The 24,328-nt window shown below is 71.4% G+C and carries 23 protein-coding genes and 1 pseudogene; 6 read left to right on the forward strand and 18 right to left on the reverse strand.

The features are described from left to right. Nucleotides 1-161: 161 nt before the first annotated feature. Nucleotides 162-989 (forward strand): annotated as a pseudogene (locus MFF13_RS01175) (diguanylate cyclase domain-containing protein); the annotation flags it as partial. A gap of 89 nt (nt 990-1,078) precedes the next feature. Beyond that, complete coding sequence (locus MFF13_RS01180; protein WP_238270193.1) at nt 1,079-1,903, forward strand: putative bifunctional diguanylate cyclase/phosphodiesterase; 825 nt, start codon at nt 1,079-1,081, stop codon at nt 1,901-1,903. 83 nt (nt 1,904-1,986) lie between these two features. Here the strand turns inward: MFF13_RS01180 and nudC are convergent, their stop codons facing one another. From nudC to MFF13_RS01205, 5 genes are all read right to left on the reverse strand, one after another. Then, nucleotides 1,987-2,898, reverse strand: coding sequence for an NAD(+) diphosphatase (gene nudC, locus MFF13_RS01185; RefSeq protein WP_147827885.1), 912 nt, complete (start codon nt 2,896-2,898; stop codon nt 1,987-1,989). Between the two features lie 7 nt (nt 2,899-2,905). Further along, nucleotides 2,906-3,319: an HIT domain-containing protein gene (locus MFF13_RS01190; RefSeq protein ID WP_147827911.1), complete on the reverse strand. Its 414-nt coding sequence runs from the start codon at nt 3,317-3,319 to the stop codon at nt 2,906-2,908. Between the two features lie 108 nt (nt 3,320-3,427). After that, nucleotides 3,428-4,060: a hypothetical protein gene (locus tag MFF13_RS01195; protein ID WP_238270194.1), complete on the reverse strand. Its 633-nt coding sequence runs from the start codon at nt 4,058-4,060 to the stop codon at nt 3,428-3,430. Between the two features lie 91 nt (nt 4,061-4,151). After that, complete coding sequence (locus tag MFF13_RS01200; protein WP_238270196.1) at nt 4,152-5,015, reverse strand: universal stress protein; 864 nt, start codon at nt 5,013-5,015, stop codon at nt 4,152-4,154. Nucleotides 5,016-5,099: 84 nt separating this feature from the next. Beyond that, entirely contained in the window at nt 5,100-6,194 is a 1,095-nt protein-coding gene (locus MFF13_RS01205; protein ID WP_238270198.1) for an acyltransferase family protein, read from the reverse strand. 235 nt (nt 6,195-6,429) lie between these two features. Here MFF13_RS01205 and MFF13_RS01210 point away from each other — a divergent pair, with 235 nt between their 5' ends. Further along, complete coding sequence (locus tag MFF13_RS01210; protein WP_147827887.1) at nt 6,430-7,155, forward strand: DUF4142 domain-containing protein; 726 nt, start codon at nt 6,430-6,432, stop codon at nt 7,153-7,155. Between the two features lie 136 nt (nt 7,156-7,291). On the opposite strand, the gene MFF13_RS01215 is transcribed toward MFF13_RS01210, so the two are convergent. The 3 genes from MFF13_RS01215 to MFF13_RS01225 all read right to left on the reverse strand — a co-directional run bounded on the left by MFF13_RS01215 (nt 7,292) and on the right by MFF13_RS01225 (nt 9,322). Beyond that, complete coding sequence (locus tag MFF13_RS01215) at nt 7,292-7,957, reverse strand: carbonic anhydrase (RefSeq protein WP_147754358.1); 666 nt, start codon at nt 7,955-7,957, stop codon at nt 7,292-7,294. Nucleotides 7,958-8,021: 64 nt separating this feature from the next. After that, nucleotides 8,022-8,546 carry an NUDIX hydrolase gene (locus tag MFF13_RS01220; RefSeq protein ID WP_238270200.1) on the reverse strand — a complete coding sequence of 175 codons (525 nt, stop codon included), beginning with the start codon at nt 8,544-8,546 and terminating at the stop codon, nt 8,022-8,024. A gap of 11 nt (nt 8,547-8,557) precedes the next feature. Beyond that, the gene (locus MFF13_RS01225) at nt 8,558-9,322 is read right to left on the reverse strand and encodes a DUF429 domain-containing protein (RefSeq protein WP_147827889.1); all 765 of its coding nucleotides are present in this window, start codon (nt 9,320-9,322) and stop codon (nt 8,558-8,560) included. Nucleotides 9,323-9,421: 99 nt separating this feature from the next. Here MFF13_RS01225 and dut point away from each other — a divergent pair, with 99 nt between their 5' ends. Then, nucleotides 9,422-9,895: a dUTP diphosphatase gene (gene dut, locus MFF13_RS01230; protein WP_147827890.1), complete on the forward strand. Its 474-nt coding sequence runs from the start codon at nt 9,422-9,424 to the stop codon at nt 9,893-9,895. A 74-nt stretch (nt 9,896-9,969) separates the two neighbouring features. On the opposite strand, the gene MFF13_RS01235 is transcribed toward dut, so the two are convergent. The 6 genes from MFF13_RS01235 to MFF13_RS01260 form a co-directional block, all read right to left on the reverse strand. Continuing rightward, nucleotides 9,970-11,838, reverse strand: a complete 1,869-nt coding sequence (locus tag MFF13_RS01235; protein ID WP_373322467.1) for a glycoside hydrolase family 15 protein — start codon at nt 11,836-11,838, stop codon at nt 9,970-9,972. A 90-nt stretch (nt 11,839-11,928) separates the two neighbouring features. Further along, nucleotides 11,929-12,909: a D-erythronate dehydrogenase gene (gene denD, locus MFF13_RS01240; RefSeq protein ID WP_147827892.1), complete on the reverse strand. Its 981-nt coding sequence runs from the start codon at nt 12,907-12,909 to the stop codon at nt 11,929-11,931. 88 nt (nt 12,910-12,997) lie between these two features. Further along, the gene (gene otnK / locus MFF13_RS01245) at nt 12,998-14,290 is read right to left on the reverse strand and encodes a 3-oxo-tetronate kinase (RefSeq protein WP_238270202.1); all 1,293 of its coding nucleotides are present in this window, start codon (nt 14,288-14,290) and stop codon (nt 12,998-13,000) included. After that, nucleotides 14,287-15,081: a 2-oxo-tetronate isomerase gene (otnI, locus tag MFF13_RS01250; protein WP_147827894.1), complete on the reverse strand. Its 795-nt coding sequence runs from the start codon at nt 15,079-15,081 to the stop codon at nt 14,287-14,289. The genes otnK and otnI overlap by 4 nt, the downstream gene beginning before the upstream one ends. A 218-nt stretch (nt 15,082-15,299) precedes the next feature. Further along, entirely contained in the window at nt 15,300-16,217 is a 918-nt protein-coding gene (gene ltnD, locus MFF13_RS01255) for an L-threonate dehydrogenase (protein WP_238270204.1), read from the reverse strand. 42 nt (nt 16,218-16,259) lie between these two features. After that, nucleotides 16,260-17,567, reverse strand: coding sequence for an MFS transporter (locus MFF13_RS01260; protein WP_238270206.1), 1,308 nt, complete (start codon nt 17,565-17,567; stop codon nt 16,260-16,262). A gap of 168 nt (nt 17,568-17,735) precedes the next feature. Between MFF13_RS01260 and MFF13_RS01265 the strand changes: the two genes are divergently transcribed. Together MFF13_RS01265 and otnC are read left to right on the forward strand one after the other, a co-directional pair. Then, nucleotides 17,736-18,743: a LacI family DNA-binding transcriptional regulator gene (locus tag MFF13_RS01265; protein ID WP_147827896.1), complete on the forward strand. Its 1,008-nt coding sequence runs from the start codon at nt 17,736-17,738 to the stop codon at nt 18,741-18,743. 24 nt (nt 18,744-18,767) lie between these two features. Then, nucleotides 18,768-19,442, forward strand: coding sequence for a 3-oxo-tetronate 4-phosphate decarboxylase (gene otnC, locus MFF13_RS01270; RefSeq protein WP_147827897.1), 675 nt, complete (start codon nt 18,768-18,770; stop codon nt 19,440-19,442). Nucleotides 19,443-19,504: 62 nt separating this feature from the next. Here otnC and MFF13_RS01275 read toward each other — a convergent pair whose 3' ends face one another. The 4 genes from MFF13_RS01275 to MFF13_RS01290 are packed head-to-tail and all read right to left on the reverse strand — an operon-like array spanning nt 19,505 to nt 24,214. Continuing rightward, complete coding sequence (locus MFF13_RS01275; protein WP_147754047.1) at nt 19,505-19,804, reverse strand: GIY-YIG nuclease family protein; 300 nt, start codon at nt 19,802-19,804, stop codon at nt 19,505-19,507. 50 nt (nt 19,805-19,854) lie between these two features. Beyond that, on the reverse strand, nt 19,855-20,568 hold the full coding sequence (gene pdeM, locus MFF13_RS01280) for a ligase-associated DNA damage response endonuclease PdeM (protein WP_147754055.1): 714 nt from the start codon (nt 20,566-20,568) through the stop codon (nt 19,855-19,857). 32 nt (nt 20,569-20,600) lie between these two features. After that, nucleotides 20,601-23,261 (reverse strand): ligase-associated DNA damage response DEXH box helicase, encoded by a 2,661-nt coding sequence (locus tag MFF13_RS01285; RefSeq protein ID WP_147827915.1) that lies wholly within the window; start codon nt 23,259-23,261, stop codon nt 20,601-20,603. Then, nucleotides 23,258-24,214, reverse strand: a complete 957-nt coding sequence (locus tag MFF13_RS01290; RefSeq protein ID WP_147764359.1) for an alpha/beta hydrolase — start codon at nt 24,212-24,214, stop codon at nt 23,258-23,260. The genes MFF13_RS01285 and MFF13_RS01290 overlap by 4 nt, the downstream gene beginning before the upstream one ends. Nucleotides 24,215-24,328 lie beyond the last annotated feature (114 nt).

Raw genomic sequence — 24,328 nt, forward strand, 5'->3', positions numbered from 1 at the left:
TTTCGGCCCGGTTTCCGCGCCGGAACCGACAATCTTTATAGGATAAAAGTCATATTTAGTGAACCCGATCAGTCGAAATGACTGTAACAAATGTTTAATTCGATTTGATTACCGTGACATGTTGCTTCTTCGCAATGCGTGGATTCCATTGAGCTGAAGTGATGACTGGCATCGACGCGAACGAACAAGCATTCGGTCTTCAAGGCCCGGCCTCTTCAGACACCAGAGTGGCGGGCGCTTTGGGACTGGTACAGGCCGCCACCTATGCTTTCATCACCAACGACAGCAGCGGTCGTATCACCTTCGTGAACGATGCGGCCGAGGCGCTCTTCGGATACGGACCCGGCGCGATGCTCGGCCAAAACATCGATGTCGTCGTTCCCGAACGGTTTCGCGCCAGCCACGCGGCAGGTTTGGCCCGCATGGTCCGTAACGAGCCCTCCCGGATGGCCGGCCGAACGATCGAGGTCACGGCGAGACGTTGCGACGGCAGCGAGTTTCCGGCCGAATTCACGTTGTCGATTTGGAGAGACCGCTTCGGCCTCGGCTTCGGGGCGATCATGCGCGACATCTCGGAATGGCGCGCCCGCGACGCGCATCTGGTCAGGCTTGCGCATCACGACACCCTCACCGGGTTGCCCAACCGCGCCTCCTTCGAAGAGACGCTCGACGCGCGGCTCGTCGCCGGTCAGGCCACGTGCGTCCTCATGCTCGACCTCGACGGGTTCAAGGAGGTGAACGACAGTTGCGGGCACGGCACCGGCGACGCCGTCCTCCAAACCCTCGCCATCCGTCTGCCGGCCTGGCTCGGTGCGGATGCGATCCTCGCCAGGTTCGGCGGCGACGAGTTCGCCGTGATGCTGCCGGGCGCCACCGATCCACTGAAGGTCGCAGCCGGTGCCGCCGCGCTTCTCGAAGCCTTCGCGGCACCGTTCTGCGTCTTAGGTCATACCTTCCATCTGGGCGTCAGCGTCGGAGGGGCCATCAGCCCGACGCAGGGCCTGTCGGCGGGCGAACTCGTCGGCAACGCGGACTTGGCGCTTTTCGCGCGAAGCAGGACGGCAAGCGTGTCTTCCGCTTGTTTCAGCCCGAGATGCGGAGCGCGCTGCTTTCGCGGCTGGCGATGCAGTCGGAGTTGCGCAGGGCGGTCGCGGCCGGCGAGTTCGTGCTCCACTACCAACCGCAGGTGGCGCTCGAGAACCGGTGCATCAACGGGGCCGAGGCCCTCCTGCGGTGGCGGCATCCCGAACGCGGATTGCTGTATCCGGGCGCCTTCCTGCCGCAGCTCGAGGAGCACCCCCTGGCCCTCGAGGTCGGACGCTGGATCCTCGACGAAGCCTGTCGGCAGGCGGCGGCCTGGCGCGACGCCGGGCTCCCGATCCGGAAAATGGGCGTCAACCTGTTCACCGCCCAGGTCCGGTCGGGGACGCTGACCTTGGACGTCGCCGACGCGCTCCAGCGGCACCGGTTGAGCCCGGAGATGCTGGAGCTGGAAATCACCGAAACGATCTTCCTGAAGGTCGACGAACCTGTCCTTCGCCCGTTTCGCGACCTGCATCGTCGCGGAGTCGGCATCTCGTTCGACGATTTCGGGACCGGCTACGCCTCGTTGAGTTCGCTCAAGCGTTTCCCGCTGACGCGCCTCAAGATCGATCGGGGATTCGTCCGGGACCTGATGACCGATCAGCACGATGCGGCGATCGTGCGCTCCATCATCCAGATCGGGAACGACATCGGGTTGGACATCATCGCGGAAGGGATCGAGACCGCGGACCAGGAGGCGCGGCTGCTCGAAATGGGCTGCAAGCAGGGTCAGGGATTCCTGTACGCAAAGGCGCTGCCGGCGGCGCAGTTCGAGGATCTCCTCCAGGGTTTCGGTCCCCGCCAGAAGATCGCGAGCTGATTGACGGGGGGAAACCGGCAAGCTGCTCGGCGTTCACGGATTCCGAGCGTTTGCAGTCGGTGGCGAACGACGGGTTTCGACCCTCACGCCCGCCCGTCGACGAAGGCGCGCATCAACACGTGGGCGATCGCCATCGGCGGCGGGGCGAACAGGTCGTCCGGGTGGCGGCGCTCCAGCATCGCCAGCACCTCGGCGCGGTCGAACCAGCGGGCGTCGGCGAGTTCGGTGGGGTCGGTGACGATGGTCTCGTCGAGGGCCTCCGCCGTGCAGCCGATCATCAGCGAGGACGGGAACGGCCAGGGCTGCGAGGTGTGGTAGGCGACCGAGGACACCCGCACCCGCGTCTCCTCGTAGGATTCGCGCGCGACCGCGGCCTCGATCGTCTCGCCCGGCTCGAGGAAGCCGGCGAGGCACGAGTACATCCCCTCCTTGAAGTGCGGGCCGCGCCCGAGCAGGCAGCGTTCGCCGCGACGGATCAGCATGATCACCACCGGGTCGGTACGCGGAAAGTGGTGGGCGGCGCAGGTCGGGCATTCCCGCCGGAAGCCGCCGGCGCGGAACAGGGTCTGCGTGCCGCAATTGGCGCAGAAGCGATTGCGCCCGTGCCAGCCGAGCATCGACTTGGCGGTGGCGAGCAGGCCGAGCTCCTGCTGCGGCACCGCGCCCTCGGTGGCGATGGTGCGCAGGTCCAGCGTCCGGAAGGTGTCGTCGGCATAGGCCTCGGCCGCCTCGGGAGCCGCGACCGCCGCGAAGATCGGTCGCCCCTCGACGTGCCCGAGGAAGATCCGCTCCTGGGTGATCAGCGGGTTCGCCCGCGCGCCGTCCTCGGCGGAGAGGATCGCGCTGCCGCCGCGCAGCACGAGCGCGTCGCCGGCCATCAGCACGAGGCCGGTGTCCGGTGTGTCGGAGGCCGGCACCGCGCCCTCCGGCTGCTCCGAGGAATGGCGGACGAGCCGGCTCTGCGTGAAGCCGAGCGTCGCGAACGGATCGGGCATCGCCACCTCAGGCTGCTGCGAACTGGGCGCCGGCGCGCTCGGCGAGCTGCGCGCGGGCGTGATGCGGATAGGGCTTGCGCGTCTCGAAGCCCCAGACCGGGCCGGGCCAGGCCGGATCGGACAGGAAGCGCCCGACCACGTGGACGTGGAGCTGCGCCACCACGTTGCCCAGCGTCGCGACGTTGACCTTGTCGGGCTTGGCCAGCGCCTGCATCACGCTCGTGGCGAGGTGCACCTCGCGCCACAGTGCGGCCGCGTCGTCGGCGGCGAGGTCGGTGAGTTCGCTCAGCCCGGGCCGGCGCGGCACCAGGATCAGCCACGGGAAGCGTGCGTCGTCCATCAGCAGGACGGAGCAGAGGCCGAGGTCGCCGACCGGCACGGTGTCGGCGGCGAGCCGGGGATCGAGGGTGAAGTCGGTCATGCGGGCGATGTAGCGCGGGCGACCCGCCCGGCGCCATGCCTTCATCGCTGGCCTGCGATCAGAGGTCGCCGGTCGGGGAGGGCGGCCGGCGTCGCGTCGTGCGGGATGTCACAAGGTCGGCTCGGTCCCCGACCGGCCGACGGCGACGAGGTCGGCGTTGACGACGCCCTCGGCATCCTTGCGGGCGAGCACGACCACGTCGGCCCCGGGGACCAGCAGGGCCTTCTCGCCCGGCGCGATCTGCGCGGTCGGCGTGCCGGGCGGGATGGTGAAGGTCTTGCTGCCGCCCTCGTAGACCAGCTCGACCTCGCGCGGCGCATCGAGCGAGAGCCCGCCGATCCAGCCCGCGGTGAGCCGCGCGTCGGGGGCGGCGTCCCAGGGCTTGGTGCCGGCTTCGAAGCCGCGCTCCGACGGCGAGTAGATCGCGACCTTGATCGGCTTCGGCTTCCCGTCGGGGCCGGGCACCGACACGATGCTGACGTAGCTCTCCGGCTTGATGTCGCGCAGCCGCCCGGCGGTGGCGATGAACAGGCGCGTCTTCACGTTCATCAGCACGGTGACCGTCTCGCCGTCCGGGCGCCGGATCCGCACAGACTCCGCGTCGCGGGCCTCGACGGTGCCGTGGTAGCGGGCGACCGATTCCTTCGGTTGCGGGGCGGAGGTCGGGGCCTGCGGGGCCTGGGCCTGCGCCGCGACGGAGGTCGCGCTCAGCGCGAGCGCGATCAGACAAGCTCGGATCACTGTGGTCAGCCCTCGATCGACCGGCACGGCCCGGCGAGGCGCGAACGCCGGGCGTACGGCCGAGGTTCCGGCCATGACGCCGCGGCGCCGCTCAGTGCGCCATCAGCATCGGCAGGTCGGCGTGGGCGAGGAGGTGGCTCGTCGGCCCGCCGAAGATCATCTGCCGCAAGCGGCTCTGGGTGTAGGCGCCCTTGATCAGCAGGTCGGAGCCGAAGGCCTTGGCCTCGGCGAGGAAGGTCTCGCCCGGCGTCCGGCGCCCGGCGGGGAGCGCCCTGTGCTCGGCCGACACGCCCTCGCAGGCGAGCGAGCGGGCAAGGTCCTCCGCGCTCGGACCCGGCACCGTGCCGCCCTCGACGCTGAGCACCAGCACGCGGGAGGCCGCCCGCAGCAGCGGCATCGCGAAGGCGACCGCCCGCGCGGTCTCGGTCGAGCCGTTCCAGGCGACGACGATGGCGTCGCCGAACCGCGTCGGCGGGGTGGGCGGCGCCACCAGGATCGGGCGCCCGCCCTCGAACAGGGCCGTCTCCAAGGTGGTCATGCGCGGCGTGCCGTCGGCGGCGCCCGGGCGGCCGACGACGGTGGCCGAGAACAGGCGCGCGTATTGCCCGAGGAAGGCGTCGCCCGCGGGCACGTCCTGGCGCCAGCGGTAGCGGGCGCCGGCGCCGGCGACGTTCTCGGGAACGCACAGGCCGTCGCGGGCGTGGCGCGGGATGCCGGCCGCATCCATGAAGGCGACGAAGCGCCCGCCGGCCTTCTCGGCCTCGGCCCGGTCGGCCTCCTCGTCGCGCAGCCAGGTCATGCCGCCGACCATGTCGACGGGCACGTACTCGGCGAGTGCCGGCCGCAGGGACACGCCCTCGATCAGGCTGCCGAAGCGCTGCGCCACGAGGCGCGTCGTCTCCAGCACCGAGGGCAGGGCGTCGTGGAGCGCGATCGGCACCAGAAGGGTCTTCATCGCGTCGCCTCGCTTGGGGTTCGCCATCGTTGGGGCGACGCTAATGCGGATCGCGGCGGCGGGAAACTCGCCGTCCCCCGGCGCTCACACGGTTTTCGGACTCGGATCGGGCGCCGGATCGAGGCGCGCGCGGGCCAGCCGCGTCATCGGGCGCTCGACGAAGGCGTGGACGAGGAGCGCCGCCGCGACGCTGGCCGCCAGCATCAGGGCGAGCGCGGCCCAGGGGTCGAGCAGGGCCGCGAGGTTCGCGCGCACCAAGACCTCGCGCAAGGCGCGCAGGGCGAAGGGGTGGACGAGGTACAGCGCGTAGGAGGCGTCGCCCAATGCGGCGAGCGCCGACACGATCGACGATCGCCGCCCGCCTTCCGCCCGCGCATGGCCGAGCGCGGCTGCGGCGACCAGGCAGGCCGCCGGGATGCCGAGGGCGAGCGGGCGCCAGAATCCGTCGAGGTCTGCGCTTCCTTGCGCGGCGCGCCAGAGCAGGCCGAGCCCGAGGAGCGCGAGCGCCGCCCGCGCCGGCTCCCTCAGCCTCAGCCCCTCGTCACGGGTCAGCGCGATCAGGGCACCGAGGGCGAATTCCAGCATCACCGGGTTCGACCAGAAGGCGAGCGGCACCGAAGCGGGCCGCAGCCATGCCCCCGCCAGAACGATTCCTGCGAGCGCCGCCACGAGCCACGCCACACGCGACCGTCGGCCCCAGCCGAGCCCGACCGCGAAGAGTGCGTAGAAAGCCATCTCGCAGTTCAGCGTCCAGCCGAGGCCGTAGACCGGCTGTACCGCGCCGTCCGCCCGCGCGGCCGGCCAGAACAGGAACGCGGCGACGACCGATCCGGCGTCGAGCGGGCCGCCGGCGCCGCTGAGGGCGGCCGGCGCCGCCAGCCCGACCGCGAGGTAGAGGGCGGTGACCAGCCAGTAGAGCGGCACCACCCGCGCGATCCGGTGGGCGAGGAAGCGCCGCCGGCCGTGCGGCCCGGCGGCGTGGGCCGTCGCCGCGTGGACGATGATGAAGCCAGAGATCACGAAGAACACGTCGACGCCGCCGGCCCAGGGCAGCAGCGCGCTCGGCGCGAAGGCCTGGCCGGTCCGCTGCGCCAGCGCGGCCGCCTCGGATTGCGCATGGTGCATCACCACGAGCAGGGCCGCCGCCGCGCGCAGGATCTGGATCGCGATGAGCTTCACGGGCGGCGGCCTCGCGGCGGACGGGACGGCGCAGGCATGGCCGCTGGCGCGAGGGCGATCAAGCGCGGCTTCGCGCGCCGCGGCCCCGGCAAGGTCAGCCAAGACCAGAGGAACCATGGGCGATCGTCATCGTTGGTCCAGTGAAGTGCTGCCGCCGTCCGCATCGGTTGATTCCGGTCCGGGCGATGCAACGATGACGGCTTGCACGCTCACCATTCGTGACCAGAGGTTTTCAATGCTGAAGAATTACGCAGTCCTGTCCGCCCTCGCCTTCGCCGTCTCGACCCCCGCCATGGCCCAGGGCCTGAGCGATTTCCGCCTGCAGGCGCTGCAGGCGAACGCCTTCGAGATCCAGTCGAGCCAGATCGCGCTGTCGAAGTCTCGCAACCCGCAGATCCGCACCTATGCCCAGGAAGCGATCCGCGACCACCGCTCGGCTAACGTCGCCCTCGTCGGCGGTGACCGCAGCTACGTCGCCGCGCAGGGCGGTGTCGTGGGCGGTCCGGTCGACGGCCTGATCGGCGCGCCGCTGGCGGTGGCCGGTGGTGCCGTCGGCGCCGCGACCGGCGCGGCCGCGGGCGTTGTCGGCGGCACGTTGAGCGGCGGCCCGGTGGGCGGGCTCGAGGGTCTCGGCTCGGGCGCCCAGCGCGGCGCGGCGGCGGGCAGCCGCCTCGGCGGCGTGGACGTCGACCAGACCGCCGGCACCACGGTGGTCCAGCCGAGCCCCGAGCAGCAGGCGATGCTGGCGGAGCTTTCCGCGACCCCGTCGGGCGCGCGCTTCGACCGGCTCTACGTGAGCCAGCAGGTCCAGGCGCACCGGATGACGATCGGCATGACCGAGGCCTACGCCTCGTCCGGCCCGAACCCGGCGCTCCGCACCTACGCGCAGCAGGCGCTGCCGGTGCTGCAGCACCATTACGGCATGGCCCAGCGCCTGCCGGGCGCCCGCGACGCGATGTGATCACAGCGCTTCCGCCCGGCGGCGACGCCGGGCGGGGCTGACGAAAAAGGGCGGCGGGCCATCGAGCCCGCCGCCCTTTTTCGTGTCCGAAACCCCTTGCGCGGGCGCTCCGGTGGACGCGCCCGCTCGATTATCCTCAGTTGCAGCTGATCAGCGCGGACGGGCGCAGCGGCTCGCCGTTCCGGTCCGCCGCCGGCTTGAAGTCGCCGGTCTCCGGATCGCGCACCAGCAGGTCGCCGGTGGCCACGCCGAAATGCGCGCCGTGGAGCTGCAGGCTGCCGTCCTCGACCCGCTCCTTGATGAACGGGAAGGTCATCAGGTTCTCCAGGCTCTGGCTCACCATCCCGTGCTCCAGGCGGGTGAGGTATTCGGGCGCGCTCGAATCGCCCGCCTTGGCCTCGGCCGGCTCGACCAGCGAGACCCACTTGCCGATGAAGTTGCCCTTCGAGAGCGGCTTGGCCTTGTCGGCATAGGCCTTGATGCCGCCGCAGCTGGCATGGCCGAGGACGACGATGTTCTTCACCTTGAGGCCTTGCACCGCGAACTCGATCGCCGCCGAGGTGCCGTGATAGTCGCCGCCGGTCTCGTAGATCGGCACGATCGCGGCGACGTTGCGGATCACGAACAGCTCGCCCGGCCCGACGTCGAAGATCGCCTCCGGCGCGACCCGGCTGTCACAGCAGCTGATCACCAGGGTTTCTGGCTCCTGGGCCGAGGCGAGTTCCTGGAAGCGCTTGCGCTCCGTCGGGAAGCGGCCGGACAGAAAGGAACGGTAGCCGTCGGTCAGCGCGGTTGGGAACATGATGTCTCCTGACAAAGGGAAGATTCCGTCACGGAACGAACAGCCTGAGCACCCTGTTCCACGCTCAAGTTTGTCGCCAATTCAGGATGATCGGGGCCTCCGGAACGTGCCCGGCGACCAAGCGCGCGGCGAGTTCCCCGAGGCCGGCCGGCTCGATACGCGCCTCGGTTGAGAGCAGTTCGGAGACACTCCACCAGCGGGTGCCGTGAAGCGGGTTGTCCTCGGTTTCCATCAGGCGGCTGGTGTCGACGCGGTCGTCGGGGAGCCGCACCAGGAAGTAGCGCTCGCGCGCGTCGCGGGACTGCCGGAACAGGTGGAACGGGCCGTCGCAGGCCGCGACCTGCGGGCCGATCGGGCAGTCGGCGCGGCCGATCTCCTCCGACAGCTCGCGCCGGCAGGCCGTGACGTGGTCCTCGCCGGGCTCCAGCCCGCCGCCGGGCATGAACCAGAATCGCAGCGGCTTGCCGTCCGGCTCGATCGCGTGGACCGATTCGTACTCGATCAGCAGAAGCCGGTCGGCCGGATCGAACACCAGCGCGCGGGCGACGTGGCGGATTCCGAGGGGCTGTGCGCTGGACTGTTCGCTCATGGTCCACGTCGTTAGCAGGATTCCGGCCGCGTGCCTCTTCGAGGGGGCGCCGGCATCCAGATCACCGCCGGCAGGCCGTGCCCGTCGCGCTCCGGCGGGTCGGGCAGGGGGCTCGCGCGTCCGAGGAGGATGTCGCGGGCGACGACGAGGCCGGCCATCGCGTCGAGGTGGTCGTCCGCCCCGACCCCGCGCGGCCGCGCGCCGTGGACCAGCGTCTCCGGCAAACCGGCGGCGACGAGGAGCGCCCGGCGGAGGTCCAGTCCGGCTTGGCGCTGCGGCCCCTTCTTGCCCGCACCGAGCGGCCGGTCGCCGTTGAGGCGGCGGAAGGCGATCTCGGGATGCACCTCGTGCAGGCGCGCCGTCAGCGCGGACCGCGAGTGGAGCAGGTCGTCCACCGCGCGGATGTAGCGGAAGATGTTGAAGCATTGGATCGAGGGCGCGAAGGGTGGCGCGCTGTTGGCCCGCGACAGGGCCTTGGCCGCCGTGTAGTCGTCGGCGAAGATCGCCGCCCGCGGCGGCACCGGGAAGACGCTCGACCGGTTGGCGCCGAGGTAGGCGCGCGCGGCCCGGTCGGCGGCGCGTCCCCCGGCCGTCGCGCGGTTGGGCAGGCCGATCGGCACGTCGATCCCGACCGAGACCGGCGCCTCCGGTCCGTCGAGGCAGGCGGCGACGGTCTTAAACAGGGCCGCCCGGTGACGGCCTGGGTCGTCGAGGTCGAGCAGCACCCCCGCCCAGGCGCCGCGGCAGCCATCGAGTCCCGCGATCCAGCGCGCCATGCCGGCCTCCTTGTCTCGCCGTCCGGGGAACGGTATCGGCGCGTTCGTCTGACCGACCGCCGTGCAAACGAAAAGGGCCGCCATGACCGAGTGTCGTCCGTGAGCGCCGGGCTCCCCGAGGTCGGCATCCGCGGGCTCGATCCGCGGCTGGCGGGCTGGGGCTTTCCCCGCTGGGGCTCGGCGCAGGCCGCCGGCCTCGACCTCCACGCCTGCCTCGACGCGCCCCTCGACCTCGCGCCGCAGGCCGCCCCGGTGCTGATCCCCGCGGGCTTCGCCGTGCTGATCCGCGATCCCGACTGGTGCGGACTCGTCGTCCCCCGGTCCGGCCTCGGCCATCGCGCCGGCCTGGTGCTCGGCAACGGCACCGGGGTGATCGACGCCGACTACGAGGGCCCGCTGATGGTCTCGGCCTGGAACCGCAACCCGAGTGGTGATCCGATCCAGATCGCGCCGGGGGACCGCATCGCGCAACTGGTTTTTACGCGCGTCGCACGGCCGCGCTTGGTGGTCTTCGAGGCGGACGAGACGGCGTCCGGGCGGGGTGGTGGCGGGTTCGGATCGAGTGGGCGATGATGGACATGCGTGCTTCCCTCCCCGCAAAGGGGGAGGAAAGAGGGGGCCGCCGGTCGCAAACCCAGTTTGTAGGCCTATTCCGCCGCCGCCTTAACCGCGGCGCAGCCCTCTTCGGGAAGCCCAAAACGGCCGATCGTGTCCTGCAGGCGGAGGGCCGCGTTGATCAGCGCCATGTGCGAGAAGCCCTGGGGGGTGTTGCCGCGCTGCTCGCCGGTCTTCGGGTCGATCATCTCGGCGAACAGGCCGACGTCGTTGCCCCGTGCCAGCAGGCGCTCGAACGCGGCCTTGGCCTCGCCGGTGCGGCCGTCCAGCGCCAAGCATCCGACGCGCCAGAACGCGCAGGCCGTGAACGTGCCCTCGTCTCCGGCGAGCCCGTCGTCCATCCGATAGCGGTAGATCAGGTCGCCGACGCCGAGCTCGTCCTCGATCGCGGCGAGCGTCTTGCGCAGGCGCGGGTCGCTCGGGTCAATCGCCCCGAACAGGGCCGCGCGCAGCACCGCCGCGTCGAGGTGGTGCGAGCCGTAGGCGCCGGTGAAGGCCTGGCGCTCCTCGTTCCAGGCCTTCTCCAGGTAGTCGGCGCGGATCTCGGCGGCGATCCGCTCCCAGGTCTCGATCTTCTCCGGCGCCACGCCCTCGATGTTGCGGCCGATCCGGGCGGCGTCGTTCAGCGCCACCCACAGCATCGCCTTGGTGTGGAGCTGCTGGCGCGGGCCCGTGCGCAGCTCCCAGATGCCGTCGTCGGCCGCGTCGCGGCAGGCGATGGCGCGGCGGGTGAGGTTGTCGAGCACCTCCGGCAGGCGATCGTTGACCTTCTCCGGCGGGTCGTAGTCGACCGCTTCGAGGAAGACGCACAGCGCCCGGATCAGCTCGCCGTAGATGTCGTGCTGGTCCTGGCCCTCGGCGGCGTTGCCGACGAGCGGCGGGCCGACGTCGCGCCAGCCCGAGAGGTGGTCGAGCTCCTCCTCCGGCGGCATCGCCTCGGCGATGCCGTAGAGCAGCTTCGTGTCGCGGCCGAAGCTGCCGTCCGCCTCGCGCAGGAAGCGCAGGAACTCGGAGGCTTCGCGGACGTAGCCGAGCATGACGAAGGCGGTGACCGTGAAGGTCGCGTCCCGCATCCAGGTGAAGCGGTAGTCGTAGTTGCGGTTGCCCGGCACCGCCTCGGGCAGGCCGGCGGTGGCGGCTGCGACGATGGCGCCGGTCGGCGAGTAGGTCAGCAGCTTGAGGCAGAGCGCCGAGCGCAGGACCGCGTCGCGATAGGGGCCGTGATAGGTGCAGCGGTCGCTCCAGCGCCGCCAGTAGTCGATGGTGGCCTCGGCGCGGCTCTCGGCGCCGGCGAAGTCGTCGATCGCGGCGCGCTCGCCGTCCTCGCCGTGGGTGAGCACGAGGTAGGCGGTCTCCCCCGCACCGAGGGCGAACCGGCTCTCGGCGATCGCGCCGTCGAGGCTCGGCTCCGGCGCGGCGTTGACGCGCAGCCGCTGCTTGCCCGCCTCGAACAGCACCGTCGCGCCGTCGGCGATGGGGATGCCGTCGCAGCGTGCGTAGTCGAAGGTCGGGCGCACGGTGAAGCGCCCGGCGACGTGGCCGTCGAGGCAGGTGAGCAGGCGGACGAGCCGGCTCTCGCCCTCGCCATCGGGGCCCTCCTCGGGCTCGGGGGTCGGCGGGTTGACCGGCATCACGTCGACGAGCCGGGCACTGCCGGTCTCGGTGACGAAGGTCGTCTCCAGCACGTTGGTCTCGGGCAGGTAGCGCCGCGAGGTCGAGCGCAGGCCCTCGAACGCGATCCGGCAGGAGCCGCCCTTGTCGTCGTCCAGCAGCGCGAGGAACAGGGCCGGGGAGTCGTGCCGCGGCCAGCACAGCCAGTCGACCGAGCCGTCGCGGGCGATCAGCGCGGTCGAGTGGGTGTCGCCGATGACGGCGTAGTCTTCGATGGGTTTATACAAGATGCGTTTCCCGGGGGCTCGACCCGTTCTAACGCGCCGCCCGCCCGGTTCGACCGCGCCCGACGAAATGTCACATAGGTTTATAATGCGGGCTCACGCCCCGGCTTGGAATTCCGCGACGTGCTCGGCGACGATCGCGTCGAACGAGGCGTCGGCGGTGAAGCCGAGCGCGCGCGCGCGGTCGGTGGCGAAGGCTTCGGGCCAGGTCTCGATGATGCGCGCGACCGCGTCGTCGGGGTCGCGGCGGATCAGGGCGACCGCCTTGTCGCCGCCGACCTTGCGCAAGGCCTCGATCTCCTCCGCCACGGTGGCCGACACGCCCGGCAGCGTCAGCGACCGGCGCAGGCCGAGGCGGCCGAAGTCGAGCCCGGCCGCGTGGAGCAGGAAGCCGGTGGCGGCTGAGGGGCTGGCGAACCAGTGCCGCACGGTGTCCGGCACCGGCAGGATCGCCGGCCGGCCGGCCAGCGGCTCGCGGATGATGCCGGAGAAGAAGCCGGACACCGCCTTGTTCGGTTTGCCCGGGCGCACGCAGATCGTCGGCAGCCGTAAGGAGATGCCGTCGAGGAAGCCGCGGCGGGAATAGTCGGCGAGCAGCAATTCGCCCATCGCCTTCTGGGTGCCGTAGGAGGAGGCCGGCGTGACGATCCAGTCGTCGCCGATCACCGGCGGCAGCGGCGGCCCGAACACCGCGAGCGAGGAGGTGAACACCACCTTCGGCCGGTAGCCGTCCGCCGCGTGCGCGCGGCGGATCGCGTCGAGCAGCAGGCGGGTGCCGTCGAGGTTGACCCGGTAGCCGAGTTCGAGGTTCGCCTCCGCCTCGCCCGAGACCACCGCTGCAAGGTGGAACACGATGCCCGGGCGCCCGGCGATGGCGGTGTCCGCCGCCCCCGGAGCTGTGAGGTCGGCGGCCTCGGTGCGGACGGTGCCGGCACAGCCCGCGGGCGCGTCGGGCTGGACCACGTCGATCAGGGTGAGCGCGTCGAGCGGGTGGTCGCCGACGGTGCCCGATGCGACCAGGGCCTTGGTGAGGCGGCGGCCGATCATGCCGGCGGCGCCGAGGATCAGGGCGTGCATGGGAAGCTCCTTGGCTTGCGAGAACGGTTCGGCTCGCCCACCCGCCGACCTCATCCTGAAGGGGACCTGTGGGACGGGCGTGGCGCCCTCACCGCATCAGGTCGAGGGCGCGCAGGAAGAAGTCGCGGCCGCCGAAGTTGCCGGACTTCAGCGCCAGCAGCATCGGGTCGCCGCCGGCGGTGCGCAGAACCGGGACGCCGGCGGCGATCTCGGGCCCGAGCAGGAAGGCCTTCAGCCCGAGGTGGTCGACCACCGCCCCGGAGGTCTCGCCGCCGGCGACGACGAGGCGGCGGACGCCGCGGGCGAAGAGGTCCGCGGCGAGCTGCGCCAGGGCCGCCTCGACGGCGTGGCCGACCGCGGCGACGCCGTGCTTTGCCTGCAATGCGCGCACGGCGTCCGGCGCGGCGCTGCTGGCGATCAGGACCGGGCCGTCGGCGAGGCGCGAGGCGGCCCAGGCGAGGGTCGCCTCGCGTTCGGCGGGGCCGGCCATGAGTTTTTCGATGTCGAGGTGCAGCACGGCCATGTGCGCGGCCGCGGCTTCGATCTGCGCCAGCGTCGCCTGCGAGCAGCTGCCGGCGAGGCACGCGGCGTGGCCGCCGACCGGCTCGCCCGCCATGGCGTCGGCGGCGGGCGCGCCGCGGCCGTCGGCGACGAGCGCGCGGGCGAGGCCGAGGCCGAGGCCCGAGGCGCCGCAGGAGACCCGGTGCCCGAGGGCGGCGCGGCCCAGGATCTCGAGGTCTGACTCGAAGATCGCGTCGGCGATCGCCGCGCCGTGGCCGTCCGCCGCCAGGGCGTCGAGGCGGGCGGCGACGGCCTCAGGCCCCTTTGCCACGGTGGCGATGTCGACGAGCCCGACCGTGCCGGCGCTCTGGCGGGCGAGCACCCGCACGAGATTCGAATCGCGCATCGGGTTGAGGGGATGGTCCTTCAGCGGGCTCTCGGCCAGCAGGGTCGCGCCGACGAAGAGGTGGCCCTGGCAGACGCTGCGCCCGGTCTCGGGGAAGGCGGGCGTGACCAGCGCGATCGGCTCGGCCGCATCCGCCCGAAGGGCGTCGAGCACCGGGCCGATGTTGCCGGCGTCGGTCGAGTCGAACGTCGAGCAGACCTTGAATAGCACGTGGTTCGCGCCGCGGCGGCGGAGCCAGGCGTCGGCCTCGCGCGACCGCGCCACCGCCTCGCCCGGCGCGACGGACCGGCTCTTGAGCGCCACCACCACGGCGTCGACCTCCGGCAGGACGAGGTCGTCGGCCGGCACGCCGATGGTCTGCACCGTGCGCAGGCCCGCCTTGGTCAGGGTGTTGGCGAGGTCGGAGGCGCCGGTATAGTCGTCGGCGACGCAGCCGAGGGCGAGGGCTCGGGAAGGAGACTGCGAAGCGCTCATCGGGCGTTTCCCCGCTGGCCGGCGCGATAGGGCGCGAACCAGCTTAAGCCCTCGACGCTGCCGGCGGCCGGGTTGTACTCGCAGCCGACGAACCCGTCGTAGCCGAGCCGGTCGAGCTCCGCGAACAGGAAGGCGTCGTCGATCTCGCCGGTGCCGGGCTCGTGGCGCGCCGGCACCGAGGCGGTCTGCACGTGCCCGACGATCGGCATCAGCTCGCGCAGGCGCATCGTGACGTCGCCGTGCATGATCTGGCAGTGATACAGGTCGAATTGCAGCTTCAGGTTCGGCAACCCGAGGTCGCGGATCAGCGCCGCCGCCGCCCCGAAGTCGTTCAGGAAGTAGCCCGGCATGTTGCGGCCGTTGATCGGCTCCAGCACCAAATCCCGTCCGGTGCTGCCGACGGCCTCCGCCGCCCAGGCGACGGCGCGGCGGTAGGCGTCGCGCGCGGTCGAATCGTTCGGGTCGGCCAAGCCCGCCATCAGGTGGAGGCGCCCGACGCCGGTGGCCTCGGCGTAGCGGAGCGCTGTGGCGACGCCTTGCTTCAGCTCGTCGAAGCGCTCGGGTAGGGCCGCGAGCCCGCGCTCGCCAGCCTCGAAGTCGCCCGGCGGCAGGTTGAACAGCGCCTGGGTCAGGCCGTGGCGCGCGAGCCGCTCGGCGATCGCGTCGGCCGGATGCGCGTAGGGGAACAGGAACTCGACGGCCCCGAAACCCTGGTCCGCGGCCGCGGCGAAGCGGTCGAGGAAGGGCAGCTCGGTGAACATCAAGGTGAGGTTGGCGGCAAAGCGCGGCATGGTTTCGAACTCTTTCTGCGCCGGTCCCCGACGAGACCGAGCGTTAGATCCCCGGTCGTCCCACCCTTGCCCCTCATCCTGAGGTGCCGGAGCGAAGCGGAGGCCTCGAAGGAGCCCTCCAGGGATGACGGCGGGTTCTGGAGGGCTCCTTCGAGGCCCGCCGAGGCGGGCACCTCAGGATGAGGTGGTGGATCGGACGATCGAACGCCGACGGATGCTCAGCTCTTCGCCCCCGGCAGGGTCGCGCCCGAGACCTGGGCGTAGAGCCGCGCGACGGAGGAATCGTCGTCGCGCCCCATGCCCGAGCCCGAGGCCATCAGGAACATCTGCAGGGCGGCGGCCGCCACCGGCACGGGGTACTTCTCGACGCGGGCCATGTCCTGCACGATGCCGAGGTCCTTGACGAAGATGTCGACCGCGCTCTTCGGGCCGTAGTCGCCGTCGAGCACGTGCGGCATCCGGTTCTCGAACATCCACGAATTGCCGGCCGACTTGGTGATGACCTCGTAGACGCGCGCGAGGTCGAGGCCCTGCTTGGCGGCGAAGCTCATCGCCTCGCACGCCGCGGCGATGTGCACGCCGGCCAGCAGCTGGTTGATCATCTTGAACGCCGCGCCCTGGCCGGCGGCGTCGCCGAGCTCGTAGAGCGTGCCGGCCATCGCATCGAGGGCGGGACGGGCCGCGTCGAAGGCGGCTTGCGTGCCCGAGGCCAGGAAGGTCAGCGCCCCGTCGGCGGCGCGCGCCGCGCCCCCGCTCATCGGCGCGTCGAGGTAGTGGCGGCCGGTCGCCTCGAGGCGGGCGGCGAGGCGCCGGGCGACCGCCGGGTCCATGGTCGCGGAGGAGACGAACACCGCGCCCTCCGGCATCGCCGCCGCGGCGCCGTCCTCGCCGAACAGCACGGTCTCGGTCTGTGCGGCGTTGACGACGACGCAGATGACCACGCCCGCGCCCTCGGCCGCCTCCGCCGGGCTCGTCACGCCGCGCCCGCCGGCCGCCGAGAAGCGGGCGACGGCCTCGTGGTTCACGTCGCAGGCCGCGACCGTGAAGCCGGCGCGCAGCAGCGAGGCCGCCATGCCGAAGCCCATCGAGCCGAGCCCGATCACCGCGGCGTGGCGGGCGGAGGAGGTTGCTGTCATCGCGGATGTCCGGTTGAAGCCTTGGGCGGCGGGTGCCGGGGTCTAGCGGTTCACCAGGCCCTTGGGCGTCACGAAGGTCGCGATCGAACCGAGCACCAGCATCGCGGCGAGCGCGTACATGCCGGTGGCGGTGTTGCCGCTGTAGTCCTTCAGGGCGCCGATCACGTAGGGGCTGGCGAAGCCCGCGAGGTTGCCGACCGAGTTGATCAGCGCGATGCCGGCGGCGGCGCCCGCACCCGAGAGGAAGGCGGTGGGCAGCGACCAGAACAGCGGCGCGCAGGTGAGCACCCCGCCGGCCGCCACCGAGAGCGCCATGATCGCGATCGTGGTGCTGCCGGCGGTGGCCGCGACCACGAAGCCGACGGCGCCGCAGAGCGCCGGCACGATCAAGTGCCAGCGCCGCTCGCGCATCCGGTCGGCGCTGCGTCCGAGCAGGATCATCACGAACACCGCGAACAGGAACGGGATCGCGCTGATGAGGCCGATGTTGAGGTTGCCCTGCACGCCGGTGGATTTCACCAGGGTCGGCATCCAGAAGGTCAGGCCGTACTGGCCGGTGACGAAGCAGAAGTAGATGAAGCTCATGAACCAGACGCGGCCGTTCTTGAACACGGTCGCGATCGAGTGCGGGCTCGTCTCCTTGCCGACGTTGTCGGCGGCGATGTCGCGCTCGATCACCGCCTTCTCGGCGTCGTTCAGCCACTTGGCCTCGGAGGCGCGGTTGTCGAGGTAGAAGAACACCGCGACGCCGACCAGCACCGCCTCGATCACGAACATCCACTGCCAGCCGGCCAGGCCGTGTGCGCCGTTGAACGCGTCCATGATCCAGCCCGAGAGCGGGTTGCCGAAGATGCCCGAGACGGGGATCGCCGCCATGAACACGGCGATGACCTTGGCGCGGCGATGGGCCGGGAACCAGGCCGTCGTGTAGAGGATCACGCCCGGGTAGAAGCCGGCCTCGGCGAGCCCGAGCAGGAAGCGCATGATGTAGAAGGTGGTCGCCGAGTTCACGAACAGGAACGCGCCCGAGATGATCCCCCACGTGACCATGATCCGGGCGATCCAGATCCGTGCGCCGACCTTGTGGAGGATCACGTTCGAGGGCACCTCGAACAGGAAGTATCCGATGAAGAACACGCCCGCGCCGAAGCCGTAGACCGTCTCGCTGAAGCCGAGGTCCTGGGACATCTGCAGCTTGGCGAAGCCGACGTTCACCCGGTCGAGGTAGGCGACGACGTAGCAGAGCATCAGGAACGGCACGAGGCGCCAGAACACCTTCGTATAGGTCTGCTCGACCAAGTCCTTCGACGGCACGGCGCTGCCCGGCAGCACGGCGGCTGGTGAACTCATGGCGTCCTCCAAGGCCGACGTCTTGGCGCGTCGGCGTCATGATTGATTCTGCGCCGTGATGCGGCGCTTGGATTCTGCCTAAAGTATTTTGGCAGCGCTGCCAATCGAGTTGCGGGTGACAGCGATGCTCGATATGTCGCTTCTGATCTCGCCGCGCGAAGGGCCACCATGAACCTGCATCGGCGCCTCGTGACGCTGGCGGACGTCGCCCGGGAATCGGGGTTCGGCGAGAGCACCGTCTCGCGGGTGCTGCGCAACCAGGGCTCGTTCTCGAAGCGCACCGCCGACCGCGTGGCCGAGGCGGTGGCCAAGCTCGGCTACGTGCCGAACCGCCTGGCCGGGTCGCTGGCCGGCAACGCGGCGTCGGCCGGCTCGCAGCTCGTCGGCATCGTGATCCCGTCGCTCGCCAACATCGTCTTCCCCGACCTGCTGCGCGGGCTGACGGGGGCGCTCGACCGCACCGGCTTCCAGAGCGTGATCGGCGTCTCCGACTACGATCCCGACCGCGAGGAGGCGCTGGTCGCCGCCCTGCTGTCGTGGCGCCCGGCCGGGCTCGTCCTCACCGGCCTGGAGCACAATCCCGACACCGTGGCGCTGCTGCGCGCCGCCGGCATCCGCGTCGTCGAGATGATCGACACGGACGGGCCGGGCCTCGACCTCGTCGTCGGCTTCTCCAACCGGGCGGTCGGCGAGGCCAGCGCCGCGCATCTGGTGGCGCGGGGCTACCGCCGCATCGGCTATGTCGGCCACGACATCCTTCGGGATCTCAGGGCGGGGAAGCGGCTCGCGGGGTTCGAGGCGGCCCTGCAAGGCACGGGGTACGGGCTGATCGACCGCGAGATCGTCGCCGAACCGTCCTCCGCTACGGCGGGGCGGGCGGCGCTCGACCGGCTGCTCGACCGCACGCCGGACCTCGACGCCGTGTACTTCTCCAACGACGACATGGCGCTCGGCGGCTACTTCTGCTGCCTGGCGCGCGGGTGGTCGATCCCGCACCGGCTCGCGCTGTTCGGCTACAACGGCCTCGACATCACCGCGGCGATGCCGCAGCCGCTCTCGACGATCCGCACGCCGCGGCTGCGGATCGGCGAAATCGCCGCCGAGCGTCTGGCGGCGGGCGGACCGGCCGAGACGATCGACCTCGGCTTCGCGCTGGTCGCGGGCGCGACCGCATGAGGGATCGGGCATGAGGGATCGGGCATGAGCGAGTCGAAGCAGCGCGAGGACATCTGCCGCCACGGGCGCTCGCTGTTCGAGCGCGGCCTGACGCCCGGCTCCTCGGGCAACATCTCCCTGCGCCTGCCCGACGGCGGCTGGCTGGTGACGCCGACCAACGTCTCGCTCGGCTTCCTCGACCCGGCCCGGATCTCGCGCCTCGACGCCGCGGGTCGGGTGGTCTCCGGCGACAAGCCGACCAAGGAGATCCCGCTGCACACCGCGCTCTACGAGAGCCGCGCCGAGGCTCGCGCCATCGTCCACCTGCACTCGACCCACGCGGTGGCGGTGTCGATGCTGCCCGAGATCGACCCGAAGGCGGTGCTGCCGCCGCTGACGCCGTACTACCTGATGCGCACCGGCGGCACGGCCCTCGTGCCGTACTACCGCCCCGGCGATCCGGCGGTGGCCGATGCGATCCGGGGTCTGGCGGGGAAGTACGCCTCCGTGCTGCTCGCCAACCACGGCCCGGTGGTGGCCGGCGAGAGCCTGGAGGCCGCCGTCTTCGCCACCGAGGAGCTGGAGGAGACGGCCAAGCTCTACCTGCTCCTGCGCAACCTCAATCCGCGCCAGCTCAGCCCGGCCCAGGTCGCCGACCTGGTCTCGCATTTCGGGCTGACGCTGCCGGAGCATGATGGGCACGCGCACGGCTGTTCATGATTTTCACGCCATCCCCGTCATTCCGGCTCCGCTGCGCGGCCCCGGAATGGCGGGGTGGTGTTTCAAAGCCCCGTCCAGCCCGTAAGCGTCGGATAGAGCTCCGACCATTCGGGATTGAAGTCCTCGATGAGTCGGACCTTCCAGTCGCGCCGCCACTTCTTGAGCGCCTTCTCGCGGTCGATCGCGTCGACGATCCGATCGTAGAATTCGTACCAAACGAGGCGATTCACGTCGTAGGTCGCAGTGAACCCGCGATATCTCTTCGTCCTGTGCTCATGAACACGACGCGCAAGGTCGTTTGTCACGCCCAGGTAGAGGGTGCCATGCCGACGGCTGGCAAGCAGGTATACGGCACTCGGCAGGTCCGACGACGGTATCGGTTTCGATGCTCAAGAGCAGTATCGCGAACATCTCAATCCTTCGAGAGCATCCCGCGCCCGATGGAGAACACCCGCCCGTCGCCCAGCAAGTGCGCGGTGAAGTCCTTGGAAAACAGCGGCTCGAACGCCGCGTCGCGGACGTTGAGGCCGCCGGCGTAGGCGCCGAAGGCCGGCATCACCAGGCGGGTTCCGTCGGTGACGAAGCAGCGGCGGCGCACCGCCCGGCCGCGCATCGCGACCTTGCCGCACGGGTGGAGGTGGCCGGCGACCTCGCCGGGCGCCGCGCCCGGGGTCGGCTCGTGGCGCAGCGTCAGGCCGCCGAGCCGCAGCACGTCGGCGTAGCGCCCGCCGACGCCCTCGCTCACCGCGGCGTCGTGGTTGCCGGCGATCCAGACCCAGTCGCGGCCCTGCTGCAGCGCCGCGACCATCGCCCGGTCGCCCGGCTCCATCCGCTCCGGCCCGCGCGCGTCGTGGAAGCTGTCCCCCAAGGCCACGATGCAGGCCGGGTCGAAGCGGGCCACGGCCTCGTGCAGGCAGGCCAGGGTCTCGCGGGTGTCGTAAGGCGGCAAGAACTGGCCGGTGCGGGCCGCATACGCCGAGCCCTTCTCCAGGTGGAGATCGGACACGATCAGGGTGCGGTGCGCGGGCGCCCACAGGCCGCCGCACAGGTCGAGGGTGAGAACCTCGCCGGCGAGCGTCAGGCCGGGGGATTTTTGAGTCTTCTCGAGTCTCAGGCCGAGCGCCAAGATGGTGTCCTCGTCGGTGGGGAAGGGGGCCGTCACCCCAGCGCCTCTTCGAGAAGCTGGGCCTCGGCCTCGGCCAGGATCTCGTCGGCGCCCTCGCCGTAGACCCGTTCCCGCCCGATCTCCAGCATCACGGAGACCGAAAGCGGCGAGACGCGGTCGAGGGCCTTGTGGGTGATTCGCCCCTGGATGCGCTCCAACATCATGCCGAGCCGCCTCACGTCGAGGAGTCCGGTTGCCGCATCCTGGCGCGCGGCGCGCATCAGCAGGTGGTCGGGCTGGTGCTTGCGCAGCACGTCGTAGATCAGGTCGGTGGAGATCGTCACCTGCCGCCCGGTCTTCTTCAGCCCGGGATGGCGGCGCTCGATCAGCCCGGCGATGACCGCGCATTGGCGGAAGGTGCGCTTCATCATCGAGGATTCGTCGAGCCACGCTTCGAGGTCGTCGCCGAGCATGTCCTGCGCGAACAGGTCTTCGAGGAAGCGGGGCTCCAGCGCGATCCGCTCGGAGAGGTCGCGGGTCATGAAGATCGCGATGCCGTAATCGTTGGCGGCGAAGCCCAGCGGCCGCAGGCGGGCGCGCTCCAGCCGCCGCGTCAGCAGCATGCCGAGCGTCTGGTGCGCGAGCCGGCCCTCGAACGGGAAGGCCGTGAGGTAGTGGCGCCCCGCCCGCGGGAAGGTCTCGACCAGGAGGTCGCGCTCGCCCGGCAGCAGCGACCGGCTGCGCTGGAGCAGCAGGTAGTCGGCGACCTGCCGCGGCAGCCGGTCCCACTCGAACGGGTCGGCGATGATCGCGCGCACGCGCGCAGCGAGGTAGGTCGAGAGCGGGAACTTCGAGCCGGCATAGGAGGGGATCGCCGGGTCGGTGCCGGGCCCGGCGCGGGTGGCCATCGCCTCGTCCTCGGCCAAGCCCTCGAAGCGCAGGACCTCGCCGGCGAACAGGAAGGTGTCGCCCGGCGTGAGGGTGTCGGCGAAATCCTCCTCGATCTCGCCGAGCACCCGGCCGGTCTTCGGCAGCACCGTGCCGGGCTTGCCGCGCAGCGAGCGGGCGAGCCGGACCTTCACCTTCGCCGCCTCGACGATGGTGCCGACGTTCATCCGGTAAGCTTGCGCGACGCGCGCATCGCGCACCCGCCACAGGCCGTCCGGCCCGCGCAGGATCTTGGCGAAGCGCTCGTAGGCGCGCAGCGCGTAGCCGCCGGTGGCGACGTAGTCGACGACCGCCTCGAAATCCTCCCAGGACAGGGTCGCGTAGGGGGCGGCCGAGATCACCTCGTCGTAGAGCGCCACCGGGTCGAACGCGTCGGCGCAGGCCATGCCGAGCACATGCTGGGCGAGCACGTCCGGCGCGCCGAGGCGGGCGTCGGGCGTGTCCTGCGCCGCCTCCTCGACGGCATCGAGCGCCGCCCGGCATTCGAGGATCTCGAAGCGGTTGCCGGGGACGAGGTAGGCCTTCGACGGCTCGTCCATGCGGTGGTTGGCGCGCCCGATCCGCTGCATGATCCGGCTCGCGCCCTTCGGCGCGCCGACGTTGATCACGAGGTCGACGTCGCCCCAGTCGATGCCGAGGTCGAGCGTCGCGGTGCAGACGATGGCGCGAAGCGAGCCCGCCGCCATCGCCGCCTCGACGCGGCGGCGCTGGGTGGCGTCGAGCGAGCCGTGGTGGAGGGCGATCGGCAGCACGTCGTCGTTGAGGCGCCACAGCTCCTGGAAGGTGTACTCCGCCTGGAGACGGGTGTTGACGAAGACAAGCACCGTGCGGTGCGCCCGGATCAGGTCGTAGATCGCCGGCATGGAATGCCAGGCCGTGTGCCCGGCGAGCGGCAGGGTCTTGCCGATGTCGAGCAGGTGCAGGTTCGGCGCGGCCCCGCCGCGCACGACGACGAGGTCGGCCATGGGGCTCGACGCGCTCCCTCTCCCAGGAGGAGAGGGTTGGGGTGAGGGGCGTGCCGTATCCGGAGGGGCCACGCCCCTCATCCTTGCCTTCTCCCCCTGGGAGAAGGGACCTGCGCCGTCACCGGTATCCGGGTCCGATTCGGAGAGCGCGTTCTGCGGCACGAGATACTGCCGCAGCGCGTCCGGCTCGCGCACCGTCGCCGACAGGCCGATCGCGGCGAGGCCGGGGCTGAGCCGGTGCAAGCGGGCCAGCGCGAGCGACAGCAGGTCGCCGCGCTTCGAGGTGACCAGGGCGTGGAGCTCGTCCAGCACCACGCAGCGCAGCTGGGAGAAGAAGTCCGCCGCCTCCCGGTGCGCGATGAGGAGGGCGAGCTGCTCCGGCGTGGTGAGCAGGATGTCCGGCGGGCGCTCGATCTGGCGGGTGCGCTTGTGCGCCGGGGTGTCGCCGGTGCGGGTCTCGATCCGCAGCGACAGGCCGATGCCCTCCACCGGTGCCTCGAGGTTGCGCGCGATGTCGACCGCAAGCGCCTTCAGCGGCGAGATGTAGAGCGTGTGGAGTTTTCGCTCGGACGGCTTCGCCCGGCTCTCCGACAGGGCGACGAGGCTCGGCAGGAAGCCGGCGAGCGTCTTGCCGGCGCCGGTCGGGGCCACGAGCAGCGCCGAGCGGCCGGCGCCCGCGATGCGCAGCAGCTCGAGCTGGTGCGGCCGCGGCGTCCAGCCCCGCGCGGAAAACCACGCGGCGAAGGCCGGCGGCAGGACGCCCGTGTCGTCCGTTTTCCCAGGCCCCTTGCGCCCGCTCAGGCGAGCGCCATCAGGAAGCGGTCGATCAGCTCCAGCGCCCGCTCGGACATCGCGCCGGGGTAGCGGATGAAGACGTGGCAGCCACCGGCATAGACCGCCGTGTGGCCGCCGTTGCCGGCCGCGGCCCAGCGGCCGGACATGTAGAGCGTGTCGTCGAGCAGCGGGTCGCAGGTGCCGACGGTGAATAGCGCCGGCGGCAGGCCCTTGAGGTCGGCGTAGATCGGCGAGACGTCCGGCCGGCGCCGGTCGATGCCGTCGCGGACGTAGCCGTTGGCGAAGGCGGTCAGGTCGGTGGTGTTGCAGACAAGACGCTCGTCGCCCCAGTTGCGCACCGACGGGGTCAGCCCGAGGTCGAAGAAGCCGGCGTTGAGGTTCGCGCCGCGGAACGCGCGCGGCAGCGCGTGCCGGTCGCGCAGGCGCAGCAGCACCATCACCGCGAGGTGCGCCCCGACCGATTCGCCGCCGATCGTCAGCGCCGTGACGCCGAACTCGGCCTTGCCCGGCCCCGCGAGCCAGAGCGCGGCCGCCTCGCAATCGAGGAGGGCGGCTGGATAAGGATGCTCGGGGGCGAGGCGGTAATCGACCGAGAGGCAGATGAAGCCGCAGGTGTCGGCGATCCGCTCCAGCCACGGGTCCTGCTCGTCGGCCGAGCCCCAGACCCAGCCGCCGCGATGGATGTGCAGGTAGGCCCCGCGCAGCTTCACGCCGGCCCGCGGGCGGATCACCCGCAGGTCGAGAGGGCCGCCGGGGCCCTCGATCGTCATCGTCTCGGCGCGGGTGCTGCGCGGCATCGCCGGCGAGGCGGGCGTGCCGGCGCGGCGCCGGGCGCGCACCTCGGCGATCGGCAGCGACCACGGGTCGGCCTGCGCCGCGTGCGCGGCGACGATCTCGGCGTTGAGCCGCTTGGTCTCCGGATCGATCGTCGCCGGGTCGAACAAGGCGTGGTCGATCATGGGGCGTTTCGTCTCTTTACGCGTCTCTTGGGGCAACGCGGCGCGCGGGCGGAGGGCGTCGGCGAATCCCGCGCGCATCTTGGCGCGCCGGGGCCGCATTGCCATCTCGTCCCG

This window comes from Methylobacterium cerastii (genome assembly GCF_022179125.1).
GTDB classification, from domain to species: domain Bacteria; phylum Pseudomonadota; class Alphaproteobacteria; order Rhizobiales; family Beijerinckiaceae; genus Methylobacterium; species Methylobacterium cerastii.

Coding starts and splice junctions, on each gene's coding strand:
- nudC (WP_147827885.1), bottom strand. CDS start 2,898: ATGCCCGATCCGTTCGCGACGCTCGGCTTCACGCAGAGCCGGCTCGTC.
- MFF13_RS01190 (WP_147827911.1), bottom strand. CDS start 3,319: ATGACCGACTTCACCCTCGATCCCCGGCTCGCCGCCGACACCGTGCCG.
- MFF13_RS01200 (WP_238270196.1), bottom strand. CDS start 5,015: ATGAAGACCCTTCTGGTGCCGATCGCGCTCCACGACGCCCTGCCCTCG.
- MFF13_RS01210 (WP_147827887.1), top strand. CDS start 6,430: ATGCTGAAGAATTACGCAGTCCTGTCCGCCCTCGCCTTCGCCGTCTCG.
- MFF13_RS01215 (WP_147754358.1), bottom strand. CDS start 7,957: ATGTTCCCAACCGCGCTGACCGACGGCTACCGTTCCTTTCTGTCCGGC.
- MFF13_RS01220 (WP_238270200.1), bottom strand. CDS start 8,546: ATGAGCGAACAGTCCAGCGCACAGCCCCTCGGAATCCGCCACGTCGCC.
- MFF13_RS01225 (WP_147827889.1), bottom strand. CDS start 9,322: ATGGCGCGCTGGATCGCGGGACTCGATGGCTGCCGCGGCGCCTGGGCG.
- denD (WP_147827892.1), bottom strand. CDS start 12,909: ATGCACGCCCTGATCCTCGGCGCCGCCGGCATGATCGGCCGCCGCCTC.
- otnK (WP_238270202.1), bottom strand. CDS start 14,290: ATGAGCGCTTCGCAGTCTCCTTCCCGAGCCCTCGCCCTCGGCTGCGTC.
- otnI (WP_147827894.1), bottom strand. CDS start 15,081: ATGCCGCGCTTTGCCGCCAACCTCACCTTGATGTTCACCGAGCTGCCC.
- ltnD (WP_238270204.1), bottom strand. CDS start 16,217: ATGACAGCAACCTCCTCCGCCCGCCACGCCGCGGTGATCGGGCTCGGC.
- MFF13_RS01260 (WP_238270206.1), bottom strand. CDS start 17,567: ATGAGTTCACCAGCCGCCGTGCTGCCGGGCAGCGCCGTGCCGTCGAAG.
- MFF13_RS01265 (WP_147827896.1), top strand. CDS start 17,736: ATGAACCTGCATCGGCGCCTCGTGACGCTGGCGGACGTCGCCCGGGAA.
- otnC (WP_147827897.1), top strand. CDS start 18,768: ATGAGCGAGTCGAAGCAGCGCGAGGACATCTGCCGCCACGGGCGCTCG.
- MFF13_RS01290 (WP_147764359.1), bottom strand. CDS start 24,214: ATGATCGACCACGCCTTGTTCGACCCGGCGACGATCGATCCGGAGACC.